Below are 21,653 nucleotides of genomic sequence, written 5' to 3'. Positions count from 1 at the left end.
TTGGGGTGTCACTTAAGTTCTGGCGCTTTAATATTATTAATTAATTTCATCTCCTTTAATATCAATTTTTAACACTATATTTTATGCATATAAAATTAAAAGCTACACTAATTCTATCATATTTTTTCCTAAAATCAATGATTTTTATTTAAATTCAATTAATTTTAGCTATTTATTCAAATTACTTTATTATTTCTTTAGTTTACTCCTGTTTACTCCTATTAATAACTATACATGTAGATGTCTAGACATATATCTTTATACTATTTGTAATTTCTAATATAAAAATAGCAATATAAGACTCATTAACATAGTTTTATATTGCTACACTTTTATTAAAATATTCTATTAAATTTAACTTCTCTTTTCTAGACAACTTCTTTATTTCACATTCTCTTTTCATTGCATCTTTTTTATTATCAAATTCTTCAAAATATACAATCTCTACCGGAAGCCTAGCTCTTGTATATTTGGCTCCTTTTCCATTATTATGAGTTTTAAGTCTTTTATCTAAATTGGTTGTCCACCCTGTATATAAAGTATTATCTGAACATCTTAATATATATACGTAATTCATTTTCTTCTCCTAATATTATTTAATGTTATTATCAGCTAAGTTATATAAACGTACTCATATAAGTAAATTATACATTGAATAATATTATTTATATACTATAAATGTATTTCTGGATTATCTAAAATTTCTTGAATTGTGTTAAAGTATTGTCCAACATGCATACCATCAGCTAAAGCATGATGCAACTGAATAGACAATGGCATTTTAATTTTTCCGTTTTCCTCAAAATATTTACCCCATGCTATTCTTGGAATACTATCAACAGGATTCATATGAATTGGAAGAGTTATATTAGTAAATGAAACCCAAGGAATACTTGTAATATATAAGACATTATCACAACCTGGCTCGTCTTCCATAACTACAGTCTTCTTTATTCTCTCCATTTCCATTAATGTACTAGTTTTAAAATCATTAAATCCTTCTATAAATTTTACCGTGCAAAAACTAAATACTTCACTTTCAGTCATTAAAGTAAAGGATGGGTTTACAGTTTCATGTTCAATTACCTTATCTTCTCTTATCCTAAATCGAAATTCTTTTATGTTATTTGCTGTTTTTGTGGCCACATACAAAAATGATATAAAAAACGGTATTTCATTTTCTTTAATATATCTATAAAATTTTGTAATATCAATATTTGCACAAATACTAAAATGTGGATAATTAAGTTCCTTAAAATGATTATAGTGCTTTTTTCTATTCCAAGTTTCCATATCTATAAACTTCATTATATATCACTCTCCATAAAAATATTAATATGTATATCTCTTAATATTATCGTATGGTTACTAAATTTACATTACATTTTATGTAAATTATAACATAAATATATTCTTACTGGTTAATTATTTCTATAAAAGTAATTTTTTAATAAGATGTAAAACTTACATTAAAAAAGCTACTAATTAATATTCATCCATACATAATAATAAAACAATAGGGCTACCCCAATTTAGAAATTGCTTTCTATTTTAGAATAGCCCCTTGACTTATTTCTTTAGTGTTTCTTCTATTTTATTTTTCATTTCTGTAATTTTTTCTTTGCTTACATCAACACCTTGTCTAATTGCAGTATCATATTCATTAGATAATTTCTCTAAATTATCTACAGCTTCATTTAAATAATTGTCCTCTACTGAGCCTTTTACAGAATTTAATTTATTATTAAAGTCAGTTTTAAATTTTTCCCACTCCTCAGGATTAAGTTTTTCCTTTTGCTTTTCTACCTCATCCTTTAAACTTACATATAACTCATTTATATAAATTTTACCAGATTGCAACTTACTATCTGTATCTGATTGTGGTGTAGTTTGATCAGGATTTGATTGGTCACTTGATTGTGGTTTTGTATTATCTATTGCTGGCTTATCTATATTTTTCTGTTTACATGAAACTAATCCTATACTAAAAACTATCATTAATCCAATTATTATTTTCTTCATATAAATCTCTCCTTTCTAGCTTTAATTTTATTTTTCCTTTAAATTTATAAATTATGCTATGAAAAGTTTTATATGGATTAATCACTATATTTTTATTTAGATCCTGTTATGCAGTTTTCTCTAATGCATCTTTTAATTTAAAATGAAGGCAATAACATTTAAGTTACTGCCTTTTTATTATAAGTTTTTGATATGCATTTTAGAATAATTTCATATTATTCTAAATATAAGATAATAGTAATCCTAATATTATGGTTACTAAATATACTACATTAGTAACCACAAAGTTCTTTACTGCTAATATAAAAGTATCCTTCTTAGTTTGAATTTTATTAAACTTATTTATATTTTCTTGTACAACTTTTAAGACTAATAAAGTAACTATTGAAACTATAGGTAATACTTTAAGTAATACCCCTATTATTATTGCTATAAAACCAATATAATAAAGCCATTTAAATACCTTTAACGCATTCTCTTTACCAATATATATTGGAAGCGTGTACCTTTCATTTACTATATCTTCCTCTATATCACAAATATTATTTGCAAGCATTATATTTGATATTCCCATAATAGCTGGTAAGCTTATTAATAATATATAAATTAATTCAATTACATTAAAGCTAAGACTTATATTTTTAAAATTTGAAATATTAATTGATAATATTCCTAAATCAAATATATGTATATATATAGTTAAAAATGTTATTATAAATCCCATTGTTAATCCTGAGAATATTTCTCCAAATGGTGTTCTTGATATAGGAATTGGGCCAAATGAATATGTAATCCCTATAATAAAAGAAACTATTCCAATTAATAAAACTATTATATTAGTGTTTTTTACTAATAATAATCCTAATCCAGAAGCTACAACAAGCATAATATAAATAGTTAATCTAACTATTCTTGGATTTAATTTATCTCTAACTATAGCGTTATGAGTTTCATATCCATAGCCTTCTTTTTTAATAGCTTTTTTATAATCCATATAATTGTTAATTGCAGTAGTAGTCATATCGAATATAATCATTGATAAGAACATTATAATTGCATTTTTAATATTAAAATTATCGTATCTGTACATAGTGTAAAAAGTTCCTAATAAAAATGGAATTACACTTGCTACTTTAGTTTGTATTTCTACTAACTTTAAAAAGCTTTTTATATTCAAAAATATTCCTCCTTAAAAGCATTTTAAATATAGGACTTTTTAATTTATTTAAAAAATAAAAAGGGGCTATGCCTCCTTTTTACTTCAAAAATGCTTGTGCTTCTAATCTAACTGCTTCTTGATTTTCTTCATCGTATTCTGAATGCTTATAAAAATATTCTGCCATTTGGAATCTCTTAACTCTTGAGATGTTAAGTTCTTCTGCTAAGCTATCTAAAAATCTAACTTCTGACATTTCATATTCTGCATCTGCTAATGCAACTCTAGTTAACTCAAAAAATACTATATTTATTATTCTCTCACCAGCATTTTTTAAAGTTTGTATAGTTTCTTCATGTGTAACCTCTTCTAACTCAAAGTCTTCTAGGCTCATTTCTTTTAAAGCTCTCTCAATTAACTCTCTTTCCTGTTTCTCTATTTTATCATCAACTAAAGCAAATTCTATAAGTAAGTTGATATATGCTGTTCCTATCTCTTTATTAAGTTCATTTAAAAACATATCCCCATCCTCCTTTGTTTTTGTTATATGTATTATATCACACTTTAATTGTGTAGAAAATAAACTTATTGTTAACCTATCTTTATGCACCTCATAGACATAGAACCATGTTGTATACTTTCATGAATAAACTCTACTTTATCATTTTCTTCTTGTAATCCTGCTATATATAGTAATGGTAAATAGTGTTCATCTGTTGGAACTGATAATTCAGCTTCGACTCCATTTTTTTTATAGTCTATCAAGCTCTTATGATCTCTATTTTTAATTGCTTCTGCAATATCATTGTCAAACTTTATAGCCCAATCAAAAGGTTCTGAATACATATCATAATTCATTTCTCTTAAGTTATGAACTATATTTCCACTAGCTATTATAAGAATTCCCATATCTCTAAATTTTGATAATTTCTTTCCTATTTCATAATGTTGTTCTTCATTTAATAATCCATTTATGCTTATTTCAAATGTTGGTATATTAGCATTAGGATACATATATTTTAATATCCCCCATGCAGCATGGTCCAATCCCCATTCATCTGTAAGCATTGCTTTATTATCAGCTAATTCTTTAGCAACTAACTCAGCATACTCTTTGCCTCCATCAGGATTATATTTTATATTATATAATTCATCTGGGAATCCATAAAAATCATAGATTTGCTTTGGTTTATTACTGTAGGTTAAATAAGTTCCTCTTGTCTTCCAATGTGCTGAAATTATCATTATTGCCTTTGGTACTTCTAAACTCTTTCCTAATACTTTTAATGCTTCTGTATAATCATTATCTAATATTACATTCATAGGGCTTCCATGTGAAAGAAATAGAACGGGCATTTTCTTACTCATATTATTTTCCTCCTTATTTATAATTTTATTAATGAGATCTAAGTTAGATCATCTTTTATTTATCATCTATATAGATAGTATTTTGTCTAATTCTTCAAAGCTACTGTAACCTTGTGCTATTATTGTTCCTTTATTACCTTCTACCATAATAACAGTTGGGAAACTCATTGCTCCCATTGAAGCTACCATATTAAAAACTGAGTAAGTTTCATTTATCAGCTCCTCTGATAAAAACTTCTTTTCAAACTCATCTTTATCTATTCCAGACTCTTCTGCTATTGTAGTGTAAGTTTCTAAGTTGTTAGGATCTTTTCCATCAACAAAAAACGCTTCTTGAAGCTTTTTAAGAAAGTCAAATGCAGTATCCTTCTTTAGCTTTTGTGCTAAAACTAAAGCCTTTGCTCCAGGTAAACTATCTAAAACTATATTTTTATTACCTAACACATTTTTGTTAAATCCTTCTCCGAACTTTCTTCCTGTTAATCGCTCTATATTTATATTATGACTCTTTATATAATTTCCTAAATCATCATTAATAACCTTAACATTTTCGTCTATCCACATTCCTCCTGGTAAAATTACAAAATCATATTTATCATTGTATTTTTCTTGTATTTCAGTTATTACGTTACTAAAACCATAACACCAACCACACATTGTATCCATAATATAATATATTTTTTTCTTCATATTTACTTATTCCTCCTAAATTCAAATAATTTTTAAATAGTAACTATAAACTTTGAATATTCTTTATATAATCTCTTAAACAATTTCGTTGTAACTACAGAAGTTACAACTACTATAAAAAAATAGAATATATTTATTCCATCTTTTTAATTAGTCCTTCAACTATATCTTTCATAGTGACGCCTTTTAAAACATTTTCCATGGCATCTTGAGCTTTAAAAAGTATAACTTCTAATACAAGCTGAATATTAGCACCGATTGGACACTTAGGATTAGGATTTTCATGCATTTGAAAAAGCTGACCTTCTTCAACAACATCAACTGCTCTATATACATCTAATAAAGAAATTTCTTCTATATCTTTTAAAAGATATGCTCCTCCACTTCCCTGATTTACACTAACTATACCAGCTTTTTTTAACATACCCGTAACTCTTCTAATAATTACTGGATTAGTATTTACGCTTTCAGAAATCCATTCTGAAGTACATAATCTATCTTTTTCCATAGATATTACTGATAGTATATGAACAGCTACAGAAAATCTGCTACTTATTTTCATAATAATCCCTCCCGTTGTAACTATTATAGTTACAACCAAATTAAATGTCAATATATTATTTACAATCAAAAAAATGGGGCTGTCACACTAAATAATTAGTGCGACAGCCCCTTCATTAATTGTACCTTCTTAATTTTTATATTTTATTTCAGTATCCATACATCTTTTGCTTTAATTTTCATTCTTCCCTCTAATGACTTTTTAGTTATTAATTCTATATATTTCCTTTCACCTAAATCTATTTCTACATCTACATCTTTATGATTTAGTATAAATATATATTCTACCCCATCCTTCGTTCTTTTAGTTATTTCTAAATCCATTATTCCTTCTAAAATACCATTAATATTATTTTCTTTTAAATATTTTTTCATTAACATTTTAATAAAATTGTCTTCAATATTTGAAGCCAAATAAATAGCTTTACCATTACCAAAATCATTTTCTGTTATCACTGGAGTATTTTTATAGAAGTCTGTTTCATAAGTAGCTATTTCTTTTGCTCCTTCTAAATGAACAACATCACAAATTAAATTACATTTATAACTTCCATCTAAATTTTCAAATCCTTTAATTTTAGTGTTTACCTTTATATAATTTTGCATATCAGGATATAACGCATCTGTTTCTTCAACCCATATACCTAGTAAATCTCTGAAAGCGCCTGGATATCCACCTAATATTACCAAATCATTTTCATCAACTATTCCACTAAAGAACGTTGTTATAAAAGTGCCTCCATCTCTTACAAAACTTTCTATATTTTTTTTGTTTTTTTCTGAAACCATATATAATATTGGCGCAATTACTATTTTATACTCTGATAAATCGCTATCTGGTTGCACTATATCTACAGGAGTATTTAATCCATGTAATATTCCGTAGTACTTTTGAATTTGTTCTAAGTATTTTAAATCTACGCTTGGACCACTAGAGTACTCTACTGCCCACCAATTATCCCAATCCATAATTATTGCAACCTTTGATTCTATATTTGAACCAATAATTATATCACTTAAGCTATTAAGCTCATTCCCTAGCTCCATTAACTCTCTACCAATTCTTGTATTTTCATTCCCAACATGTGGTATAATGGCTGCATGGTATTTTTCACAAGCACCTCTTGATTGCCTTATCTGAAAGAACATTACACCATCACTGCCTTGTGCAATACCTTGGTAACTTAATAATCTCATAACACCTGGTCTTTTTAAAGCATTATAATCTTGCCAGTTTTGTTGATTTGGCGTTTGTTCCATAATTAAAAATGGTTGCTTCTTTAATCCTCTTACAACGCTATGCCTAAAAGCTACATCACTCGGCTTGTCTAAATTAGATGGATAATTATCCCACGAAGCTATATCATAGTGCTTAGCCCATTCAAACAAATTAATATTTGTTGAAATTCCCCATATGTTTGTTGTAACAGGTGTATCAGGCATATGTTCTCTTATTGCTTCTTTTTCATTAATAAAACAACCTAGAATACTATTTGACATAAATCTTTTATAATCTATTGCCATTCCTTGAAAATTAGTACCATCTCGACCTGCTAATCTGCCTGGTAATATTTCACTTAAAGCCGATGGAACTTCTATTTCATCCCATTCATAATAAGTATGACTCCAGAAAGTAGTGTTCCATTTATCATTTAAATTTTCTAAAGTTTTGTACTTTTCTTTAAGCCATAATATAAATGCTTTCCTACAATTTTCACAATAGCAATATGTTCCATATTCATTATTTATATGCCATAATACTATAGCTTTATTTTCCTTATAATGCTCTGCCATCTTACTTGCTATAATACTTGATAACCTTCTATAATCTGAGCTGTTTGGACAGAAATTGCTTCTACCTCCATGATGTCTTTTATTCCCATAAGTATCTACAGGCAATATATCTTTATACTTTTTTGATGCCCAGGCTGGTTGTGCAGCTGTCGGCGTTGCCATTACTACACTAATTCCGTTCTTATATAATCTGTCAATTATTTCATCTAACCATTTAAAATCAAAGGTATCTTCATTTGGTTGTAATTTTGCCCAAGAAAACACAGGTAATGTAACTATATTCATCTTCATTTTTTTTAAAATCCTTATATCTTCGTCCCAAATTTCTTCAGTCCATTGATCTGGATTATAATCGCCACCATAAAATAAAAATGGTACTTTTTTCCTAATCACTTATATCCCTCCCTAATCGTCCTTAAAAATACTTATATCTAAATTCATATTAATTACATATAGACTTATCATTTTAATAGACTATCTTTAAAATATTAAAGATAGTCTATTAATAAATTTTTAAAATACACTAATTTGAATATACTTTTACATAATCTAATGTAATATAATTATCAAAATAACTTTGCTTCCTTTCTCCTAAGCATTTAATTACTACTTCATGTTCACCGTTTAACAATTCCCCACTATCAAAAATTAAAGCTCCATCTAACCTACTAGGATTATAGTAATCTATTATGCCTTTATCTAATCCATCAATCATTATTGATGCAATCCCCATACCTGAATCCTTTGCTCCATATATCTGTACTCTATTCCCATTAAACTTAAATGATACAGTGTTTTCTTTAGTGCTAGTATAGTGATTATCTTTCATATAGGCACCTTGTTGCTCATTATAATAACTCCACCCATTAGAATAGTTGAATTCATTTATTCCACTACCTTTTTTATTATCATTTAATAAAATTGTATATGGTAGATTATCATCTTTAAATACTCTAAGCTCATTTATGCTAGCCCAATATTTCGCTGGCGGTTCTAGTATTGTTAATTTTACATATCTTGCTTTAATCGTATTAAATCTATCAGACTGAATTTTATTATAATCACTTAAATTATTCACTACCTCTATCCAATTTGTATTATCACTAGAAACCTCTATTTTATATTTATATTGCTTGTCCTTTTCTTCCCATATAATTTCTGTAGAATTTATATCATATGTTTCCATTAAGTCAATGGTTACCCAATGATTTTTATTACCATCATTAGCACCCCATCTTGTAATACCATTACCATCATTTATATTTTTCACTACATTTCCTTTAGATATCTCTTCATTATCTGTATACGCATTTTTACCTAATGCAATATTTTCTCTCTCTTTATATGAAATATTGGAAATAATATAAGTTGTTATTGAATTTGCCTTAGAATCAACATATAGACTATCACTTGTAATATTAATATCTTCTAATTGAGCTAAATTTTCATTATCTGAAGTTCTATAAGACTTTGCTATTTTCTCTCCTCCAGAAAATTCAGATAAATCAAAGTTATATGGAATATTACTATTACTATCATTAGTAACTACTAAAACTAATTCATCAGTAGATTCATTATAGGCTGCTAGAGTTTTGGAATTGTTTGACTCAATTACTTTAAACCCTGGTTTAACAAATTTAGCATAATTAGCCATGCTGTAATACTGTTTAGTTATATAATACTCCTCTTCTCCTTGAAAATTTGCATGTATTAGCCCGTGATTATGTCCACCCGCTTCATCTTCTACAGCCTGCCAATAACACCAAGTTGTTGTTCCCATATCTACTATATCTGTTCTTATTTTATTTGCTTGTTCAATTGCGCTAGTCATATCATTATGATTGTGTCCTGAACTTCCTCCTAAAGATACCTCTGAATTCCAAAGACTCTTGTTTTGATTTGCTGCAAGTTCTTTTAACTCTTTTCTTTTATCTCCCGCATAAGTATGTGTATGAATAGAAGTTATATAATCCTTAGATTGTTGTTCATATGAAAGATATGATGCTATTGTATCATTAATGTTATATTCTTCTGGTGCACTTATTGTTGTATTTAACCCAGCTTCTTGTAACTGTCTTCCTAATTCTTTTATAACAAGATTTTGTTTATCTCTATCGAAATGACATCCTTCTTGATTATTGTAGCTAGTCCACCAAATAGAATTGGGTTCATTTAACGCAGCTACCGTATCAAATTCAATCCCAAAATTATCTTTAAAATACTTTATTACTTCAGTTAAATAATTAGCGAAATCGTCATACATATCATCTTTTAAGTTATTACTTCCATTCCAGTTTCCTGCTGGAGAACCACTTTTTGTCATCCAATAAGGTGGTGAATTTGAAAAAGCTTCATAGAAATCCACTCCAAGTTCTTTTGATTTCTGAAGTATTAACCTTTGTCCTTTGTCTGCATTCCAATCCCACACTCCTGCTGATGGCTGATAACTCTCAATCGATGCTCCTATCCTTGGTTGTTTACCTAATGATGGGGTCAATGTTCCACCTGCTCCAATATTGTATCTAACAGCATTTAATCCCAACCCTTCACTTTGACTAAATAACTTCTTTGTAACTTCATCAATTTTTGATTGATCCTTCCAATTTCCTAGTACATTTGCCCACCATGCTAGCGAAGTTCCCCATCCCTCTATTGTTTGGTAATTAATTTTAGGATCAATATAAACGCGAGTCCCTTGATCAATTGATTTAGAATCCGCTTTTACAGATACTCCAAAATTGCTAACCAATATTGAAGTCATCAACGCAATAGATGTCACTAAACTTACTACAGATTTCATAAATATCCTCCATATATAATTATTTTAATGAGCTATTACCTACTATGTTTGTTTGATAAATATACTTTTGCCCTAAGAAATAAACTGCTACCATTGGTATTGTTAACAATAATGATGCTACCATAACTATATTCCATTCTGGTGTTGCACCAGCATTATATGTAGCACTCATAACTTGTACTCCTAATGCCAAAGGCATTTTTTCAATATCATTTATATATATCAAAGGTTCCATAAAAGCCCCCCAGTTATAATTAAATGTAAATATTGCTACAGTAACTAAAATCGGCCTAAGTAATGGCAACATTATCTTTCTGTATATACCAAAGTACCCTAACCCTTCAAGTTGTGCCGCCTCATCATAAGCAACCGGTATGCCAGTTATGAACTGTCTAATTAAAAATATATTAAAAGCTCCACCGAATAAATTTGGTATTATTATCGGAAGAAGTGTATTTATCCACCCTAATTTACTAAATATTATAAACTGAGGTATCATTGTTATTTGTGAAGGTATCATCATTGTAGCTAAAAGAATAATAAATAATATATTTTTCCCTCTTGCTCTTATTCTAGCAAATCCATAGGCTACGAAGGAACTTGCAAAAACTTGCCCAATAACACAAAATACAACAAGAATAATACTATTTAACAAATATTTAAGTATTCTTTCATTAGTAAGCACATCAAAATAGTTTTGCCAATTGAACTCTTTGGGTATTAATGTAAAAGCCATTTTTGTCGTAGTTTCTGGTGTAGATAATGATATTGATATCATATAAATAAAAGGAGTTACTAATACCATTCCTATTACACATAACACCATATATAATATGATTCTTCTTAGTAAAGAAATTTTTGTATTCATTACTCTTTTACCTCACTTTCGTAATATACCCATAAATCAGATGACTTGTATACAATTAATGAAAAAACTATAATTATAATAAACAAAATCCATGAAATACTTGATGCATATCCCATCTTATAAAACTTAAATGCATTATCAAATAAATATGGTACCATCATATTACTAGCGTTATTTGGCCCTCCTGCAGTCATAATATAAATTTCCGAAAATGCTTGAAGTCCTTTTATTATTCCCATTATTAAGTTAAAGAAAATAACTGGACTTATCATAGGTACTGTAATACTCATAAACTTTCTAAATTCTCCTGCTCCATCTAAGCTAGCTGATTCATATAAATCATTTGAAACACCTTGCATAGCAGAAAGTATTAAAACCATATTAATACCAACACCCCAAACTGCTAAAAACACAAATGATAGTTTTACCCATTTAGGATCTAATAGCCATGCCGGACCATTCACTCCGAATATAGATAAAAATTTATTTAAAAGCCCTGTATCTGGTGCTAATATCCATTTAAATACCATTGATGAAACTACAATAGGAACTACTGCTGGCAAATAGAATATAGTCCTGAAAAACTTTATTCCTCTTAGCTTTATGCTTAGCAAATATGCTAATAATAATGAAAATGCCATATTTAATACAACAGAAATAATAGCATAATAAAATGTATTATATATAACTTGTCTAAATATCTTATCCTGTGTTAATAATTTTATATAATTATCCAATCCCACAAAATTAGGTTTTGTAAATAAGTCCCAATCAGTTAAACTAATAGCTAATGATGCTATTATAGGTCCCAAAGTTAAAAATAAAAAACCTAAAATCCATGGTGATACAAAAATATAAAACCATTTTTCTTCTTTTTTTTCTCTGTTAGTACGCTTTCTCCTAATTTTTTTCTTATATTTATTTTTAAGCTTACTTTCCTCTACAATAATATTACCCTCCATACCTTTTCTCCTATTTAAGTATTTTTCTAAATTATTTTATATTTTTTAAGATAATCCTAACCATTTTTTACACTTTAAGTGGAGCTTTATACTCCACTTAAAGTGTAAAATTATATATTTTATTTGTCATATATAATTTTAAGATTATTATTTAAACATTTCCTCTAATTGTACTTGAATATTATTTAATACTTTTTCTGCACTTTGTTCTGTTCCATTAAAGTATTCTGCTAGTCCGTCTTCAAATACCTTTAGCATTTCATTCCAGTGTTCAGAAAGTGGTGTATTAAAAGCCATTTCAGCTGAATCTTTACATGCTTGAATATTAATAGGATTTTTACTCCATTCTGCCTTACTAAATTCATCACTATTTAAAACTTGTAAGTTAGCAGGTGCATCTTCTTTATTTGTCACTATTGGCATTTGACCTTTTTCACTTGTTAAATATTCAATTACTTTATAAGCTTCTTCTGGATGTTTAGATTTACTAGAAATCGCTAGTCCAGAACCAAATGAGGCTGTTGCACTTACTTTATTCTTCCATAATGGAGCTATATCCCAATTTAATGCTTCTACCTTGCTTAATGAATTGACATTCCAGAAACCTGTTATTACAAAAGCAGCTTTTCCTTGAGCAAATAATTGGTCTGGCTTAACGTCTCCTAAGTTTGCAAAGTCACTAGGTGATGGGGCTACCTTATATTTATATACTAAATCATTATAGAACTGTAATGCTTCAATATTTTCCTTGCTATTTACTATTGGCTTACCATTATCATCTAGAATTTTTCCTCCATTTTGATACATAAAACTCATCCACCATGGCCACCATGCACCTGCTGCGAAACCATATTGTTTAACTTTATCCCCTTCTTTAATTGTAAGTTTTTGTGCTGCATTTAACATATCATCCCAAGTCCAATCAGCAGTTGGATATTTAACACCTGCTGCATCAAATAAATCTTTATTGTAATAAACTAACATATTACCACCTCTATCTGGTAATGCATAAGTTTTTCCATCTCTAGTATATTGTTCATAAGTAGTTCCAAAACGCTCTTCTAGATTTATGCCATCTTTATTTAAGTAATCATTTAGTGGAACTAATTGATTTTTGCTTGAATATACATGTATTTCATCTGAAAGCTCCATTATATCTGGTGCTGTATTACCTGCTATCATTGTTTGTAATTTTTGATTATACTCCTTTGGTATATATACCAAATTAACTGAGATTTCAGGATATAGTTCTTTTGCTGCATCTAATCTCTCTTGATAAATTTTTTGATCTTCTTCACTCCCCCACATAGTCATTGTTAACTCAACATTTTCTTTTGCTTCACTATTTTTTTTATCCTTAGCACCGCAACCTGTTAATAATCCAACAGTAAATACTGAACATAATAGAATTGATAAAATTTTCTTTTTCATAACTCTCCCTACCCTTTAAATTTATTTTAATTTTAAATTTTAAACTTTTTAATTATTCTGTTAAGCTGATTTTATTTATTTATCTTAAAATTAATTAATTATTACCGTAGTAACACTTTTTCCAGGCACAACAAATTTATCACAATATTCTCCATGGTAAATATTCTCTAAATTATTTCTATTACTCGTCTCGTATATAATTAAATTTTTATATTTGTTTTCCTCATTAAACTTCAAATTAATTTCTTCATTACAGTCCGCATTATTAATAATAACTAGCTTGTATCCTTTATCTGTAATAAAAGCTAAAGTCATTATTTCATCACTACTACTTTCACAACGTATTCTGCAATCACCTTTTTTTACAAATTTACTATAATTCCCCATTACCCATAATCTCTTTGTTTCTTCAATATCTTCTGTTCCTTCATTTGTATAAATTAATCCATCTCTATAATTATATTTTGATACAGCTATCCAATATTGCCAGGATACAACCTGTGGAATGGTGAGATCTTCATATATTTCATTAGCTAATTTTAGGGCTGAGTCCATTCCATAATCTCTACCATCCTGCATTTCAGTCCACTCACTCATATGAAGTTTTATATCTGGATAATTTCTCTTTATAAATTCTGTGGCCTTTTCCTTGTCCTCAGTTGTTGAAAAATATGAGTGGACATGAAATTCCTTTAATTCTTCCTTTAACTCCTCATCATCAAATATATCTTTAATATATTCTTCTGCTCCCTGCCAATGTCCAGCCTCAATAGCGGCAATTTTCAAACCACTATTACTCTCTTTTATTTTTTTGCTTAATATTTTTATAAGTTTTACACATTCAGAAGTAGAATAATGACATCCTTCTTGACCTTTTATTTTCTTCCAATCCCAATGCGGCTCATTAATAGGGCTTATCCACTCTATTGGTATATTTCTTTCTTTAGTTAAATACTCACAAACATTGATTAAATATTCCGAAAATTCTTTATAGCACTCATCTTTTAAGTTAGATGTACCATCTATGTTACCTGATACATATCCTGATTTTGTCATTGATGCCACTGGGCTATTTGCAAACGCCACTATTCTATTGACACCAATTTTATTTATTTCATCTAAAACCTTTAAAGCATTTTTATCTTTTTCCCAATTATACGAACCATCTTCTACTTTAAAAGATTCTGTTCTTCTCCATCTATCTTTTATCTCTTCCCCATTCCCAGCTCCAATGTTGTATCTATAAATAGCCATTCCTATACCTTTATCTTTGTGAAATAGCAATTCAATAATTTTTTTTCTGTTTTCATCGCTCCATCCACCAATAATCTGTGACCACCAAGCACCCGAAACCCCAAATCCCTCCATTGTTTGATATTTATCACTAGGTAATATACTTACTTTCACCATTTCTCTCTCTCCCCTAACATTACTAAGAACTTTGTAAATTTTATTTTTAAGTTATTTTATTTGTTTAATAGAATTTCTTTTTACTAACTTAACATCAATTTTTTTATGATAATCACATTTAATAAAATTATTATCTTTTATTATATCCATGATAGCATTTCCCATTTCCTCATAATTTTGATTGACAGTAGTCAACTTAGGGTTTATCAATTCACACATATATGTGTCATCAAACCCTGCAATTGAAATATCATTCGGAACATTTATATTATTATCCTGACAATAAGTAATTGCGCCTAAAGCAATTAAGTCATTTATACATATTACAGCTGTTGGTCTTTTATTATTTTCTAGAAGTTTTTCCATACCTAGCTTTCCTTCATTCACTGAAAATCCACAAGGAATTGTCCATGATTTATTATATTTTAAATTTTTTTCTTTTAAAGCTTCTTTAAAATATTCAATTTTTAAGTCTGTTGAACTTATGCCTCTAATACCACCTACAACTCCAATTTTTGTATGCCCTGATTCATAAAGATGATCTACTAAAGCAAATATTCCACTTCTTTCATCAGTGCTTACTATGCTACAATCTATACCTTCTACATATCCATTTACCATAATTATAGGTGTATGCTTTATTATACCTTCAATTAACTCCCGATTTTTTTTATTTGAAGTTGTTTTATTTATTATTCCTCCTATTAAAACAATCGCCTTTACTTGCTTTTGAGATAATGTTTTAAGATATAATTCTTCATTTTTATAATTATTCATAGAATTACATAAAAAGGTTACTAGACCTTCTTCTATTGCCCTCTTCTCAATTTCAATAAATATTCTTGAAAAAAATGGACTTGTTATATCTGGTAATATTACTCCAATAGTGCTTGTATCTTTTTTATATAAACTTATAGCAAGAGAATTAGGTTGGTAATTTAATTCTTTAATTTTACTTAAAACCTTCTTTTTATTGCTCTCCTTTACCTTTCCATTATTATTAATTACTCTTGAAACAGTTGCAACTGATAAATTGCATTCTCTTGCTACATCATATATTGTTATATTTTTACTTTTCATATTTCCTCCTAAATTTTTTCTGCAATTATTCCTCAATTTGTAACTCATTACTTTTATAAGTGTAATTCATTACTTTAGTAATTATAATCTATTGCTTTCATGAATGTAACCCGTTACTTTTATGAGTATAATTCATTGTTTTTATAATGTAACCCGTTACTTTTACAAGTATAATTCATTGCTTTTATAAGTGTAACCTGTTACTTTCATAAGTATAATTTATTGCTTTTATAAATGTAACCCGTTACTTTTATAGGTATAATTCATCGCTTTTATAAATGTAACCCGTTACTTTTATTTGTTCATATGCCTTATATATTTATAGTATCTTTCCATTAATTGAAAATGATTACAGTTTAATTCTATATTTTTTGTTTTTTTTTGTCAATACCCTCTTTAAAAATATCTTTATTTACACTAAAAAAGGGCTGAACTTAATCAACCCTTTACTTTTATATTTTACTTAATATTAAATCTACTAAGCCATGTGCCATTTTATCTATTTCTTCTTGGTTTTCGCCTTCTAACATAACTCTAACTAATGGCTCTGTTCCTGAAGGTCTTATTAAAACTCTTCCTTCTCCATGTAAAGTTTCTTCTATTTTCTTTATTTCATTTACTATTTCTTCATCTTCTAAATATATGTTTTTCTTATCATTTGGAACTTCGGCATTAACTAATACTTGTGGAAGTTCTTTCATTATTCCTGCAAGTTCACTTAAAGTTTTTCCACTTCTTTTTCTTATTGCTGAAACTTGAAGTGCTGTAACTAATCCATCTCCAGTTGTATTATAGTTTAAGAATATTATATGTCCTGATTGTTCTCCGCCTAAAATATAACCATCCTTAACCATTTCTTCTAACACATATCTGTCTCCAACTTTAGTCTTTATTGTATTTATATTTTCCTTTTTACAAGCAATGTCTAACCCTAAGTTACTCATTACTGTTACAACTAAAGTATCATCTTTAAGCTTTCCTAAATCTTTAAGGTGTTTCGCGCATAGCATTAATATGAAGTCCCCATTTATAAGATTTCCTTTTTCATCTACGGCTAAACATCTATCTGCATCACCATCAAAAGCAAAGCCTAAATCACATTTCTTTCTTACAACGTAATCTTGTAACTCTTCTGGATGAGTTGATCCACAGTTTTCATTTATATTAGTTCCATCTGGATTGTCGTTTATAACATAAACTTCTGCACCAAGTTCTCTAAATGCTTTAACAGCAGCTTTATAACAAGCTCCATTTGCGCAGTCTAAAGCAACTCTTAAGCCTTTTAAATCTACTGGAATTGTTGATAAAGCATAATCAGTGTACTCATCAAGAGCTCCAACTTCAATAGATGATCTACCTAAGTCGTGTCCTGTTGGGCTTGGTACTCCTTCGAATCCACTTTCTATAACTCTTTGTATTTCATCTTCTAATTCATCTTGCAGCTTGTATCCTTTGTTATCAAAAAACTTTATTCCATTATATTCAACAGGGTTATGTGATGCTGAAATCATTATACCTGCATCAGCATTATATTCTCTTATTAAATGAGCTACCGCTGGAGTTGGTACAACATCTAAAATAACAGCTTCTGCTCCTACTGATAGTATTCCTGATACTAGTGCAGCTTCTAGCATATCTCCTGATATTCTAGTGTCTTTACCTACTAATATCTTTGGTTTATGAGTTCCTTCTGTTAGTACATAAGCTCCTGCTCTACCTAACCCATACGCTAAGTTAGCTGTTAACTCTGTATTAGCAATACCTCTAACTCCATCAGTCCCAAATATTCTACCCATATTTTTTTACCTCACTTTTTCTACTAGTTTATTGATTTCACATAATATCATAGTAATAGTATACATTTTTCAATTATATATTACAACTTTTATATATTACAATTTTTATAATTTCTATTTCTCATTTAGTCTATCTAATATTAAGTTATATCCTCCAGTTCCATAGTTTAAGCACTTGTTGACTCTACTTATAGTTGCTGTGCTAGCCCCTGTTTTTTCTGCTATTTCTGTATATACTTTTTTTTGTTTTAACATTTTAGCAACATACATTCTTTGTGCTAATGACTTAATCTCATTTATAGTTGCAACATCTTCAAAGAAGTTATAACATTCATCTATATTTTCAAGCTTTAATACAGCTTCAAAAAACAAATCTAGTTCAGGATTCTTAAGTTTACTTTCAACTATTCCCAAATATCTCACTCCTTGTTTTATTTCAAATAATTATTACAAATTAAATTATAACTATCTTTTTAGCAGTTTACAACTTTATTAATATGAAGTGAAAGTTATTTTAAATTTCTGTATCAATTCTTCCTTCAGGAGATTTTAAATCCTTTAGCCCTGTTTCTTTAAGCTCTTCATATATAGCCTTAGTTGGTACTAGCCACACTTCTCCCGTTCCCTTATAAACATTAAGTAATCCTTCTCCATTAAAGGCTGTTCCTATTAATGTTGTTCCTGATTTCTCTACTGAAAATTCTATATTTCCACTTCTTAAAATAGCAAAGTTTCCATCAACCTTTAAAGTATCTCTAAACATTTTACATCTTAATATTTCTTTATCTGGTACTGGTATTTCTAATACTACTATTCCACTACCTCTTAGTCTTGTTTGATAAACTCCTTCATTTCCAAAAAGCATTGAAGATACAGTTTTTTGCATTGCTGGCTCTACTTCTATTCCTTCTTCACAAGCATAAAACAAACCATCATCTACTATTATTTCTTCATCTTCTAACTCTATTAATGTAAAATGTCCAAACCTTGGCTCTAGAAAAACTTCACCAGTTCCTTTAAGAGTTGGCTTAAACATTGGCTCTCCTGTTACTTTACTGGAAAAAAACTTTTTTCCAATTCCTAAGATCCCCCCAGTTTTATTTTCTATTTCTACATTTCCTTTCATATAGCTTAATGCTCCTGACTCTATTTTAACTGCACTATCATCTAATATTATTCTTACTTGTCTCAGTTTAACTGTGGATTCTTTCATAAAACTAAGATATATTGATAAGTTTAGATCATCTGATCCTTCTAGATCATCATATTCTAATATCTGAAATATACTATCATTTCTCATTTCTGATAGCATTGTCATTTTATTATTTGTATTAAACGAAGTTCTCATAAAACCCCTCCCTTATCTATATTTTACCATAAATTTATATTTGTAAACTACTATGTAAATTTAGGTATATTATATATAAAGTTAATACTAAAGCCTTAATAAAAAGCTACTATAAATATCAAATGTTAATATTCATAGTAGCTTTGTTCCTTTAGTTATATTCCTTTGCTTCTTCTTCTCCAGTCATTACTCTTATTGCTCCCTGTGCTAAAGCTAATAATTCATCTTCTCCTGGATATACTGTAATATCTGCTATCCAACCTATTCTCTTTTTTAATTCTTCTACAACTTTTTCTGAGTAAGCTATTCCTCCTGTAAAAATTATTCTATCAACTTTTCCTCCTAAAACTGTCGCCATTTCACCAACTGATTTAGAAATTTGATATATAAATGCATCAAAGCATAACTTCGCTTCTTTATTTCCTTCTGCTGCTAATTTTAGTACATCTCTTGCATCATTTGTATTTAAGTATGCTACAAATCCACCTTTTCCAAGTATCTTATTGTATACTTCTTGTTCTGTGAATTCTCCACTATAGCACATTTTTATAAGAGCTCCTACTGGTATTGATCCCGCTCTTTCTGGTGAAAATGGCCCTTCTCCATCTAATGCATTATTTACATCTACTACTCTTCCATTTTTATGGGCTCCTACTGAAACTCCGCCCCCCATATGAACAACTATTAAATTTAAATCTGAATATTTAGTTCCTGATTCCTTTGCATATCTTTTTGCTACAGCTTTTTGATTTAAAGCATGAAACTTACTAACTCTTGGTAACTCAGGAACGCCTGAAACTCTTGCTATATCATTAAGTTCATCTACAACAACTGGATCTACTATAAAAGATGGTATGTTCAGTTCATTACCTATTTGACTTGCAATTATTCCTCCTAAATTTGATGCATGCTGTCCTTGAATACCTTCTTTTAAATCTTCTATCATCTTTTCATTAACCTTATAAGTACCACTTTCCATTGGCTTTAGCATTCCACCTCTACCAACTATCGCATCTAAAGTTTTTAAATCAATATTATTTTGCTTTAGTACTTTTATAATTATCTCTTTTCTAAATAGAAACTGATCATAAATACTTTCATACTCTCCTATTTCTTCTGCAGAGTGTCTTAAGGTTTCTATAAAAACCTCTTTTTCATCTTGGTAAACACCAATTTTAGTTGAAGTTGATCCTGGATTGATGATTAATAATTTGTAAGACATAACAAAGCTTCCTCCATTCCTTATTTTACTTTTTAGCTTCTGCAACTAATGCTGCTAAAGCAATGGAGTTTACCTTCGTTTCAAAACTATCGGCTCTTGATGTTAAAATTACAGGTGCAGATGTTCCAACCAAAAGTCCTCCATTTCTTGATTTTGATGTATATGTTAAAGTTTTATACATAACATTAGCTGTATCAATATTTGGAAGTAATATTATATCTGCCTTTCCTGCTACTTTTCCTGTTATTCCTTTATGATGTGCTGCTTCTTCTGATAGCGCATTATCAAGAGCTAAAGGCCCGTCTACTACACACCCTTTAATTTGTCCCCTATCATTCATCTTTGATAATAATGCTGCATCTACTGTTGCTGGCATATCTGAATTTACAACTTCTACAGCGCATACAGGTGCTACTTTAGGAACTTCTATTCCACAAGCATGTGCTACATCTACTGCATTATTTAATATTTGAACCTTTGCCCTTAAATCTGGATAAGTATTAAATGCTGCATCTGTTAGTAAAATTAATCTATCTACTCCTTGTATTTCAAATACAGAAACATGTGACATAAGCTTTCCTGTTCTTAATCCTATTTCTTTGTTGAGAACACTTCTTAAAAATGTGGCTGTATCTACTAATCCTTTCATAACCATATCAGCTTTACCAGTTGATACTAACCTTATTGCTTCTAAAGTCGCTTTCTTTATATCTGTTTCGTGAACAACCTCAAATTGTGAAAGATCCATATCAATCTTTTCTGCTATTTCTTTTACCTTATTGGAATCTCCTACTAAAATGGCATCTGCAATTCCTCTTTCTTTAGCTGCTTTAACTGCTTCTAAAACTGGTTCATCTTGAGCTACAGCAACTGCCACCCTTTTCTTAGTACAACCATTAATCTTCTGTAATAAATCATCAAAATTCTTACTCATTTTAGCACCCCTCATACTCATTATGTAAATTTTTATTTTAATAATTAATGACTATTCTAAAAATTGAGAATTTTCTTTCTTTAATGCTTATTATAGTCCTTAATTAATCTTTACCCTCAACCCTTTTTTGTTAAAATTATATCAATTAGTGATATAAACTACAAATATTTCCTTTTCTCTTTTATATTGTATCAAAAAAAATTCTGAAAAC

The 21,653-nt window shown here is 28.8% G+C and carries 20 protein-coding genes; all 20 read right to left on the bottom strand.

Annotated elements, in window-relative coordinates; translation table 11 throughout:
• Window positions 1-316: 316 nt before the first annotated feature.
• Window positions 317-577, bottom strand: coding sequence for a GIY-YIG nuclease family protein (locus tag ACH36K_RS03545; RefSeq protein ID WP_411169585.1), 261 nt, complete (start codon window positions 575-577; stop codon window positions 317-319).
• Between the two features lie 95 nt (window positions 578-672).
• Window positions 673-1,308, bottom strand: coding sequence for a CatA-like O-acetyltransferase (locus ACH36K_RS03540; protein WP_411169584.1), 636 nt, complete (start codon window positions 1,306-1,308; stop codon window positions 673-675).
• Window positions 1,309-1,569: 261 nt separating this feature from the next.
• Complete coding sequence (locus ACH36K_RS03535; protein WP_411169583.1) at window positions 1,570-2,022, bottom strand: hypothetical protein; 453 nt, start codon at window positions 2,020-2,022, stop codon at window positions 1,570-1,572.
• Window positions 2,023-2,242: 220 nt separating this feature from the next.
• Window positions 2,243-3,199 (bottom strand): 1,4-dihydroxy-2-naphthoate polyprenyltransferase, encoded by a 957-nt coding sequence (gene menA / locus ACH36K_RS03530; protein WP_411169582.1) that lies wholly within the window; start codon window positions 3,197-3,199, stop codon window positions 2,243-2,245.
• A gap of 79 nt (window positions 3,200-3,278) precedes the next feature.
• Window positions 3,279-3,698 carry a hypothetical protein gene (locus tag ACH36K_RS03525; protein ID WP_322412729.1) on the bottom strand — a complete coding sequence of 140 codons (420 nt, stop codon included), beginning with the start codon at window positions 3,696-3,698 and terminating at the stop codon, window positions 3,279-3,281.
• Between the two features lie 71 nt (window positions 3,699-3,769).
• Window positions 3,770-4,546 (bottom strand): 4,5-DOPA dioxygenase extradiol, encoded by a 777-nt coding sequence (gene ygiD / locus ACH36K_RS03520; protein ID WP_411169581.1) that lies wholly within the window; start codon window positions 4,544-4,546, stop codon window positions 3,770-3,772.
• Window positions 4,547-4,612: 66 nt separating this feature from the next.
• On the bottom strand, window positions 4,613-5,236 hold the full coding sequence (locus ACH36K_RS03515; RefSeq protein WP_411169580.1) for a DsbA family protein: 624 nt from the start codon (window positions 5,234-5,236) through the stop codon (window positions 4,613-4,615).
• Between the two features lie 133 nt (window positions 5,237-5,369).
• Window positions 5,370-5,798 (bottom strand): Rrf2 family transcriptional regulator, encoded by a 429-nt coding sequence (locus ACH36K_RS03510; protein ID WP_411169579.1) that lies wholly within the window; start codon window positions 5,796-5,798, stop codon window positions 5,370-5,372.
• Window positions 5,799-5,941: 143 nt separating this feature from the next.
• Window positions 5,942-7,984: a beta-galactosidase gene (locus ACH36K_RS03505; protein WP_411169578.1), complete on the bottom strand. Its 2,043-nt coding sequence runs from the start codon at window positions 7,982-7,984 to the stop codon at window positions 5,942-5,944.
• A 130-nt stretch (window positions 7,985-8,114) separates the two neighbouring features.
• Window positions 8,115-10,391, bottom strand: coding sequence for a glycoside hydrolase (locus tag ACH36K_RS03500; protein ID WP_411169577.1), 2,277 nt, complete (start codon window positions 10,389-10,391; stop codon window positions 8,115-8,117).
• Between the two features lie 19 nt (window positions 10,392-10,410).
• Window positions 10,411-11,259, bottom strand: a complete 849-nt coding sequence (locus tag ACH36K_RS03495; RefSeq protein ID WP_411169576.1) for a carbohydrate ABC transporter permease — start codon at window positions 11,257-11,259, stop codon at window positions 10,411-10,413.
• Entirely contained in the window at window positions 11,259-12,221 is a 963-nt protein-coding gene (locus ACH36K_RS03490; protein WP_411169575.1) for a carbohydrate ABC transporter permease, read from the bottom strand. Before ACH36K_RS03490 ends, ACH36K_RS03495 begins: the two co-directional genes overlap by 1 nt.
• Before the next feature lie 147 nt (window positions 12,222-12,368).
• On the bottom strand, window positions 12,369-13,652 hold the full coding sequence (locus tag ACH36K_RS03485; RefSeq protein WP_411169574.1) for an ABC transporter substrate-binding protein: 1,284 nt from the start codon (window positions 13,650-13,652) through the stop codon (window positions 12,369-12,371).
• Window positions 13,653-13,742: 90 nt separating this feature from the next.
• Entirely contained in the window at window positions 13,743-15,062 is a 1,320-nt protein-coding gene (locus ACH36K_RS03480; protein ID WP_411169573.1) for a glycoside hydrolase family 30 protein, read from the bottom strand.
• Between the two features lie 51 nt (window positions 15,063-15,113).
• A complete protein-coding gene (locus ACH36K_RS03475; protein WP_411169572.1) occupies window positions 15,114-16,142 on the bottom strand; it encodes a LacI family DNA-binding transcriptional regulator in 1,029 nt (342 codons plus the stop codon).
• Window positions 16,143-16,594: 452 nt separating this feature from the next.
• The gene (gene glmM / locus ACH36K_RS03470; RefSeq protein WP_411169571.1) at window positions 16,595-17,938 is read right to left on the bottom strand and encodes a phosphoglucosamine mutase; all 1,344 of its coding nucleotides are present in this window, start codon (window positions 17,936-17,938) and stop codon (window positions 16,595-16,597) included.
• A 114-nt stretch (window positions 17,939-18,052) separates the two neighbouring features.
• Window positions 18,053-18,352: a YerC/YecD family TrpR-related protein gene (locus tag ACH36K_RS03465; RefSeq protein ID WP_411169570.1), complete on the bottom strand. Its 300-nt coding sequence runs from the start codon at window positions 18,350-18,352 to the stop codon at window positions 18,053-18,055.
• 100 nt (window positions 18,353-18,452) lie between these two features.
• On the bottom strand, window positions 18,453-19,286 hold the full coding sequence (locus tag ACH36K_RS03460; RefSeq protein ID WP_411169569.1) for an AIM24 family protein: 834 nt from the start codon (window positions 19,284-19,286) through the stop codon (window positions 18,453-18,455).
• Window positions 19,287-19,437: 151 nt separating this feature from the next.
• Window positions 19,438-20,508: a butyrate kinase gene (gene buk / locus ACH36K_RS03455; RefSeq protein WP_411169568.1), complete on the bottom strand. Its 1,071-nt coding sequence runs from the start codon at window positions 20,506-20,508 to the stop codon at window positions 19,438-19,440.
• 25 nt (window positions 20,509-20,533) lie between these two features.
• Window positions 20,534-21,442, bottom strand: a complete 909-nt coding sequence (gene ptb / locus ACH36K_RS03450) for a phosphate butyryltransferase (protein WP_411169567.1) — start codon at window positions 21,440-21,442, stop codon at window positions 20,534-20,536.
• Window positions 21,443-21,653: the final 211 nt, after the last annotated feature.

Source organism: Clostridium sp. MB05, assembly GCF_046581255.1.
Lineage (GTDB): Bacteria > Bacillota > Clostridia > Clostridiales > Clostridiaceae > Clostridium.
This window is presented reverse-complemented; position numbering and strand designations above follow the sequence as displayed.

Coding starts and splice junctions, on each gene's coding strand:
- buk (WP_411169568.1), bottom strand. CDS start 20,508: ATGTCTTACAAATTATTAATCATCAATCCAGGATCAACTTCAACTAAA.
- ACH36K_RS03540 (WP_411169584.1), bottom strand. CDS start 1,308: ATGAAGTTTATAGATATGGAAACTTGGAATAGAAAAAAGCACTATAAT.
- ACH36K_RS03475 (WP_411169572.1), bottom strand. CDS start 16,142: ATGAAAAGTAAAAATATAACAATATATGATGTAGCAAGAGAATGCAAT.
- ACH36K_RS03510 (WP_411169579.1), bottom strand. CDS start 5,798: ATGAAAATAAGTAGCAGATTTTCTGTAGCTGTTCATATACTATCAGTA.
- ACH36K_RS03515 (WP_411169580.1), bottom strand. CDS start 5,236: ATGAAGAAAAAAATATATTATATTATGGATACAATGTGTGGTTGGTGT.
- ACH36K_RS03535 (WP_411169583.1), bottom strand. CDS start 2,022: ATGAAGAAAATAATAATTGGATTAATGATAGTTTTTAGTATAGGATTA.
- ACH36K_RS03545 (WP_411169585.1), bottom strand. CDS start 577: ATGAATTACGTATATATATTAAGATGTTCAGATAATACTTTATATACA.
- ACH36K_RS03480 (WP_411169573.1), bottom strand. CDS start 15,062: ATGGTGAAAGTAAGTATATTACCTAGTGATAAATATCAAACAATGGAG.
- ACH36K_RS03525 (WP_322412729.1), bottom strand. CDS start 3,698: ATGTTTTTAAATGAACTTAATAAAGAGATAGGAACAGCATATATCAAC.
- ACH36K_RS03490 (WP_411169575.1), bottom strand. CDS start 12,221: ATGGAGGGTAATATTATTGTAGAGGAAAGTAAGCTTAAAAATAAATAT.
- ptb (WP_411169567.1), bottom strand. CDS start 21,442: ATGAGTAAGAATTTTGATGATTTATTACAGAAGATTAATGGTTGTACT.
- glmM (WP_411169571.1), bottom strand. CDS start 17,938: ATGGGTAGAATATTTGGGACTGATGGAGTTAGAGGTATTGCTAATACA.
- ACH36K_RS03495 (WP_411169576.1), bottom strand. CDS start 11,259: ATGAATACAAAAATTTCTTTACTAAGAAGAATCATATTATATATGGTG.
- ygiD (WP_411169581.1), bottom strand. CDS start 4,546: ATGAGTAAGAAAATGCCCGTTCTATTTCTTTCACATGGAAGCCCTATG.
- ACH36K_RS03485 (WP_411169574.1), bottom strand. CDS start 13,652: ATGAAAAAGAAAATTTTATCAATTCTATTATGTTCAGTATTTACTGTT.
- ACH36K_RS03460 (WP_411169569.1), bottom strand. CDS start 19,286: ATGAGAACTTCGTTTAATACAAATAATAAAATGACAATGCTATCAGAA.
- ACH36K_RS03500 (WP_411169577.1), bottom strand. CDS start 10,391: ATGAAATCTGTAGTAAGTTTAGTGACATCTATTGCGTTGATGACTTCA.